The organism is Anabaena subtropica FACHB-260 (genome assembly GCF_014697105.1).
Classification (GTDB): domain Bacteria; phylum Cyanobacteriota; class Cyanobacteriia; order Cyanobacteriales; family Nostocaceae; genus Trichormus; species Trichormus subtropicus.
The window spans coordinates 1-5,686 of record NZ_JACJRF010000088.1 but is presented as its reverse complement, the minus strand read 5'-3'; the positions used below and the strand labels follow the sequence as shown (position 1 = coordinate 5,686).

At 41.2% G+C, this 5,686-nt stretch carries 7 protein-coding genes and 1 tRNA gene; 2 read left to right on the top strand and 6 right to left on the bottom strand.

What is annotated here, in order from left to right; translation table 11 throughout:
- The first annotated feature begins 111 nt into the window (after positions 1-111).
- Positions 112-330 carry a hypothetical protein gene (locus H6G18_RS24325; protein ID WP_190409658.1) on the top strand — a complete coding sequence of 73 codons (219 nt, stop codon included), beginning with the start codon at positions 112-114 and terminating at the stop codon, positions 328-330.
- A 76-nt stretch (positions 331-406) separates the two neighbouring features.
- Positions 407-1,327 carry a histone deacetylase family protein gene (locus tag H6G18_RS24320; protein WP_190409657.1) on the top strand — a complete coding sequence of 307 codons (921 nt, stop codon included), beginning with the start codon at positions 407-409 and terminating at the stop codon, positions 1,325-1,327.
- A 128-nt stretch (positions 1,328-1,455) separates the two neighbouring features.
- Here the strand turns inward: H6G18_RS24320 and H6G18_RS24315 are convergent, their stop codons facing one another.
- The 6 genes from H6G18_RS24315 to H6G18_RS24290 form a co-directional block, all read right to left on the bottom strand.
- The gene (locus tag H6G18_RS24315) at positions 1,456-1,779 is read right to left on the bottom strand and encodes a hypothetical protein (protein WP_190409656.1); all 324 of its coding nucleotides are present in this window, start codon (positions 1,777-1,779) and stop codon (positions 1,456-1,458) included.
- 205 nt (positions 1,780-1,984) lie between these two features.
- The gene (locus tag H6G18_RS24310; RefSeq protein WP_190409655.1) at positions 1,985-3,187 is read right to left on the bottom strand and encodes an aminotransferase class V-fold PLP-dependent enzyme; all 1,203 of its coding nucleotides are present in this window, start codon (positions 3,185-3,187) and stop codon (positions 1,985-1,987) included.
- Positions 3,188-3,220: 33 nt separating this feature from the next.
- A tRNA-Asn gene (locus tag H6G18_RS24305) sits at positions 3,221-3,292 on the bottom strand.
- Positions 3,293-3,447: 155 nt separating this feature from the next.
- Complete coding sequence (locus tag H6G18_RS24300) at positions 3,448-3,996, bottom strand: NYN domain-containing protein (protein ID WP_190409654.1); 549 nt, start codon at positions 3,994-3,996, stop codon at positions 3,448-3,450.
- A gap of 287 nt (positions 3,997-4,283) precedes the next feature.
- Entirely contained in the window at positions 4,284-4,961 is a 678-nt protein-coding gene (locus tag H6G18_RS24295; RefSeq protein WP_190409653.1) for an ABC transporter ATP-binding protein, read from the bottom strand.
- Between the two features lie 14 nt (positions 4,962-4,975).
- A complete protein-coding gene (locus tag H6G18_RS24290; protein WP_190409652.1) occupies positions 4,976-5,248 on the bottom strand; it encodes a hypothetical protein in 273 nt (90 codons plus the stop codon).
- Positions 5,249-5,686 lie beyond the last annotated feature (438 nt).

Below are 5,686 nucleotides of genomic sequence, written 5' to 3'. Positions count from 1 at the left end.
GATTATGAAGTGTATTCAGAGGTAAGTGAAGCCATGATTTATGGTTCCTTACTTCGTCTCATGGTTAGGCGATTGTCTATTTAATATTTACTTTACGAATCAGCTCTAATGATGAACCAAGAAACTGTTCCTAGTCAAGCTGAAAGGATGAATCCTGAAGGTGATCCTTCATCCTTAAACCCCGAGGTGTTGGACAAGATCAAACACCCGCCAAAAAGGGATGATGTAATTCGGGAACAATCACCAGAAGAACTCAAAAGTAACCCAGCTTTAGTACCAGAAATGATCGATGAATCCACAAATGAAATGATTGGTTTCTCAGACGAGTAATAGCATTTTCTCCGCAGCCCTTAATCTCGAACAGAGGATACAATGACATTCAGTATCCTGCTGCCAATCTCGCACCATGTTCCCAGTCTTCTATTCCGATGAGTTCCTAGATCACAAAACTGGCAAATATCACCCAGAAAGTCCAGAACGTTTGACAGCAATTATTAACGCACTAAAACAGGCTGCGTTTGCGGAAAAGATCAGATGGATTGAACCTACACCAGTCTTGGATAATTCATCTGTAATGCCGCTTTTGGTGAAGGTTCATAGTCCCGGTTACATTAATAAAGTTAGGGAAATTGCTACGACTGGCGGCGGTTATTTGGATGGCGATACACCCATTTCTCCTCGTAGCTATGATGTGGCTTTATTGGCGGTGAGTGCTTGGTTAAACGGGATGGATGCTGTGTTAGAGTCGGCAAATCCCGCTTTTGTGCTGGCGCGTCCCCCAGGACACCATGCTGAAAGTGATGCAGGTATGGGATTTTGTCTATTTTCTAATGCAGCGATCGCCGCTTATTATGCTTTGGAACAGCCAGGAATTAACCGCGTCGCCATTGTCGATTGGGATGTACATCACGGTAACGGTACACAGGCGATCGTTGAAACTAACTCTCAAATTGCCTACTGTTCTCTTCATCAGTACCCTTGCTATCCTGGTACAGGTAGAGCCACAGAACGGGGTTTTCATAGTAATGTGTTAAATCTACCCGTACCACCTGGTAGTGATATTTCTGTATATCAGCCATTGTGGGAAAAAAAGGTAATCCCATTTTTAGCCAGTTTTCAGGCAGATTTACTGATAGTTAGTGCTGGTTATGATGGTAACGCCGAAGATCCTCTAGCCAGTGTCAATCTGCAACCAAATGATTATGGTTTGTTTACTCATTATTGTTTAGGAATAACTAGCAAAATCTTATTCGGCTTAGAAGGTGGCTATGATTTGGATACGCTTTCTCAGTCCGTTTTAGCAACGGTTAGCAGTTGTTTGGTGTGATATATTTATACTGACTTTTTTAAGAATTGCTCTACAATTTTTTGTCCTAAATAACTCAAGATATGGAACAAAATTTTGAGGAGTTTGCTACTTTAATCAAATTAGGCAGTATTTTCTAATTTGATTAATTATTCAGTCCCAGTTTTATTAGGCTCACTAGGCAAAGCTTGTGGTTTTTCTAGTGGTGATAACTGTTCTTGAATCGGCAATTTATCAGGAACAAGTTTCAGCACAGGCTCTTGATTAGTTTGAGATAGTTTGATTAATAGCTGAGTTTCTCTTTCAAACTGCGTTATTCCTTGTTGGAAGAAGTTCGGTTCCCTGGGAGTTAAACTATTAATCACCTGTGAATTTTCATCAGCAGCCACTGGTGCATTTATGAATAAAGCTACTAAATAAATTCCTAAAGCTATAGCTATATTTGTGAAGATTTTTTTTAGAAAATTTTTCATACTTACCCACTTTTACTATGTCAAAACCTGTTGATATTTCAGGGAAATTCTCACACAAAAAGCTTCATTCATTAACCCTAATTTTAGCTTTTTGAAAAGATGGGAGTTTTATCTAATTTATATGATGTACATACTAGTATTATATGCAATCTTTCAAGAAAATTATCCATGAATTGACAAGTTTAAGTAAAAGCTGCAAACTAACTTAACTCTTTGACAATTCTTTCAGCGCTTTTGCTAAATATTTGTACTGCTCCAGCCTATTGTAAATTTGTGCCGAAATCCTGATTAATAATCGTGGTGATTCACACCAAGGAACCACTTGTACTTGAATACCAAACTTATCAAATAATTCGTCATGTACAGACAAAAAATCTCGCCCTTCTAATGTTGTAGGCGCTGGTATAACTGCCATTGTACCAATCATCTCCTCAGGACAAGGCGGTTCTACTCCCCATGCTTCACAAAGTAATTGTCTGGCTGCTAAAACTAGGGAATGGTTACGTTGCATTAATTCCGTCCAGCCACCAGATAACAGCGAACCCATAAAAGCGATCGCTTCCGGTACGCAGATATAAGCTGTAGGATCGTCTGTACCTGTCCAATCAAATTCCAATCGAAACCGTGTTTTATCAGTTCGTAGTGAGTTAGCGCCGTGGCTAATTGTCAGGGGACGAATTTCTAATTGTCTCTCCTGACATACATACAAAAATGCTGCTCCCTTCGGCGCACACAGCCATTTATGACAATTCCCGGTGTAGTAAGTTGCGCCAATCTCCCGCAAATTCAGAGGAATCATCCCTGGTGCATGAGCGCCATCTATTAGTGTATCTATACCTCGTGCTTGTAACTCCTGTACCAATTCCTGAATTGGGAAGATTAAAGCAGTTTGGCTAGTCACATGATCTAACAGTGCTAATCGAGTTTTTGCTGAAACGTGTTCAATAATGGCTGTAAATACCTGTTGTGGCGATTCCAAAGGGAAAGGAACTTTCGCTACTACTACCCGCGCACCTGAGCGATCAGCAACAAAATCGAGTACATTACGGCAAGCGTTATATTCGTGGTTAGTTGTTAGGATTTCGTCATCAGGCGCAAAATGCAAGGAACGCAAAACCGAATTTACACCTGTCGTTGCATTGGGTACAAACACCAAATCTTCAATATCAGCATTTACAAACGTTGCCAGTTCGGCTCTAGCGTTGTCTGATAGCGGTTCCCACTCCCTACCAAAAAATCGCAGAGGTTCTTTTTCCATCTGCGATCGCAGTTTTTCTTGTACTAGCAATACTGGCTTAGGACAAGCACCATAAGACCCATGATTCAGAAAAACTACTGCTTTATCAAGTAACCAAAGTTCTAAAAGATCGTAGGGTATGTCTGTGAAGTCGGATATTTCATACTCCATTTTTTACCCTTTGATTTTCTTTGATTCTTTAAACTCCCCAGACTGGATTCGAACCAGTGACCAATCGATTAACAGTCGATCGCTCTACCGCTGAGCTACTGAGGAATGTTTGCTCTCACGATTTATAATAGTAGCGTAGTCGATAGGATATGGCAAGTACTTTTGCAAAAAAAAATTTCTGTTGCTTTATTGTCTAGATTCTTGCAGCGAAAAACCCCTCCAGACTGACACTAGAGACTTTTAGATGCTAATATCTATAATTAAATTCCCATTCGCAATTCAGCTAGCTTTTGCCTTGCTTTAGGGTCTATAGCGCTAGCTAAAAATCTACTTTTAGATTGTTTACGAGATTGGTACTTTTGCCGCATCCGACAAACTGTAGTTTCTACTTCCCCGCACAGTTGATATGCGGATAACCATTCAGCCCCGTAACCCTGCACTGTCAATTGTTGTGCGCGATCTGATGTAGCAACAATTACACGAGAAACCCTAACTGGCGAAACTTCAGGACGTAAAGATGCACAAACTTTCTCAATGTAAGTATCTGCTGTTTGCCCAAAATCCGTGTAATAAACTGAGACTAGCTCTGTAATAATTTCTTTGTTACTACAAGTATTTTGATAGTGAGCATCAAAAACTATTTGAGTATCATAACCTTGAAATGAACTGTAACTTGTCATTGCTTCCACAAGTTGCCAGCGAGCCGCTTCTAGCCCATCTTTATCACGGGTTTTTTTCAGGCAAGGCCAAGCGCCAATTATATTGTAGCCGTCTACCAATAAAACGGCTGGTGTTAGGGAACGGGGCATGGTTTTCAATCACAATTTTCTAGAGTTAACAAGATCTATTCATAACTTTTATAGTAATTGAAGCATTGCTTGTAACACTATGTTACAAAAGCTTTAAAATATGATTTGTTTGCAAAGTTTGATGTGCAAAGCACTAATAACAGCAAACGCGCCATTAATGGCGCGTTGCAATTGTCATAAATTACTGATTAATTGATTAGTTGTCAGTTGTGATTCGGTATGGGCAATGGTATGGATAATCTCCTATTTGGCTATTTGGCCAATGCCGCTAGTCCCTACTACCCACTTCAAGAAGCTTCTTGATGCACTTCCATTAGACGCTGTTTAAGGCGCTGGGGTTCACCTTGATCTACTAAACAACCTTTTTCTAGTAGAAAAGCGCCATCACAGTAATTTAGCTCATCCAAGCGGTGTGTTACCCACAAAGCAGTAATACCCCTACTTTTCACCAGTCGGCGGACATTTGCTACTAAGTCCAGTTGGCTATCTGGATCAAGTAAGGCTGTGGGTTCATCTAATAATAAGACTTCACAGCGTCTAGCGATCGCACCTGCAATAGCCACACGCTGTTTTTGTCCCCCACTCAGGGCGTAAATTGGGCGTAGTTGCAGATCGCTCAAATTCACTGCTCCCAATGCCTCCTCTACTCTTGCTCTGACAGCAGGTGTGGGTAGTTTTTCTTCCACCAGTCCAAAAGCTACATCAGCACCAACAGTAGGCATCACCAGTTGATGATCAGGATTTTGGAAGACGAAACCCACGGGATGTAACACCCGAATTTCACCAGATTTGGGAGCCAAAAGCCCTGCTAGTAGACGGAGTAATGTGGATTTGCCACTGCCATTTGTACCCAAAAGCATCCAAAATTCACCCTGGGGTACTTCCAAAGAGCAAGATTGAATCGCCGTTTCACCATTGGGCCAACTAAAACTTAAGTCTTTAACTAAAATGCCTACGTCCGCCATGTCTACACCTTGGGTTACTCACCAGCTAGGGCAAAAAATCCAGGCGCTCTACCACTGCTTGTAGTGACACCATCTTTTTGAGTAATCTGGACTCCAGAAATCTCACTGGCGCGGACAGCAATTTTCTTCTCTGTCTTACCCTCACACTTCAGTTCCACAATATCAGGATTGCCAGAACGCATGGCAGCCAAAATCAATTGATAAATAGCCTCAGCATCCTCTGCTGTCTTACGTTGCACGGTTATGGGGAAGGCGGTATTTTTGATGCTTAAGTCAATGGTAAACATTTAGCAGTGATTATATGTAACTGTAGGACTAATTTTAGCGTTATGGGATTCGAGATTGGGGATTAGGGACTGGGCAAAGCGGCATGGTGCAGAGAGAAAAGGGGAAATTTTTTCTCCATCTCCCTTATCTCCCTCATCCCCTTCTGTATCCAAAGATTAAATTTTTCCCAAAATTCACTGGAAAAATTAGCGGTTTGCACCTAGAATTATTAGAGACGGTAAAAATTTGTAAACTAGATTGACAATCTGGTTAACTTTCTGTTTGTAGAAGGAAATACAATTCTCATCTACAGACAAACCCGAACTTATAAAAACATTGGAGATTTGTTGTAATGACCATCGCAGTAGGACGCGCCCCCAGTAGAGGGTGGTTTGACGTACTAGACGACTGGTTAAAGCGCGATCGCTTCGTGTTCGTAGGTTGGTCAGGAGTATTAT

Bases quoted from the DNA above. Each gene is read 5' to 3' on its own strand.
- H6G18_RS24325 (WP_190409658.1), top strand. From the start codon at position 112: ATGAACCAAGAAACTGTTCCTAGTCAAGCTGAAAGGATGAATCCTGAA.
- H6G18_RS24320 (WP_190409657.1), top strand. From the start codon at position 407: ATGTTCCCAGTCTTCTATTCCGATGAGTTCCTAGATCACAAAACTGGC.
- H6G18_RS24315 (WP_190409656.1), bottom strand. From the start codon at position 1,779: ATGAAAAATTTTCTAAAAAAAATCTTCACAAATATAGCTATAGCTTTA.
- H6G18_RS24310 (WP_190409655.1), bottom strand. From the start codon at position 3,187: ATGGAGTATGAAATATCCGACTTCACAGACATACCCTACGATCTTTTA.
- H6G18_RS24300 (WP_190409654.1), bottom strand. From the start codon at position 3,996: ATGCCCCGTTCCCTAACACCAGCCGTTTTATTGGTAGACGGCTACAAT.
- H6G18_RS24295 (WP_190409653.1), bottom strand. From the start codon at position 4,961: ATGGCGGACGTAGGCATTTTAGTTAAAGACTTAAGTTTTAGTTGGCCC.
- H6G18_RS24290 (WP_190409652.1), bottom strand. From the start codon at position 5,248: ATGTTTACCATTGACTTAAGCATCAAAAATACCGCCTTCCCCATAACC.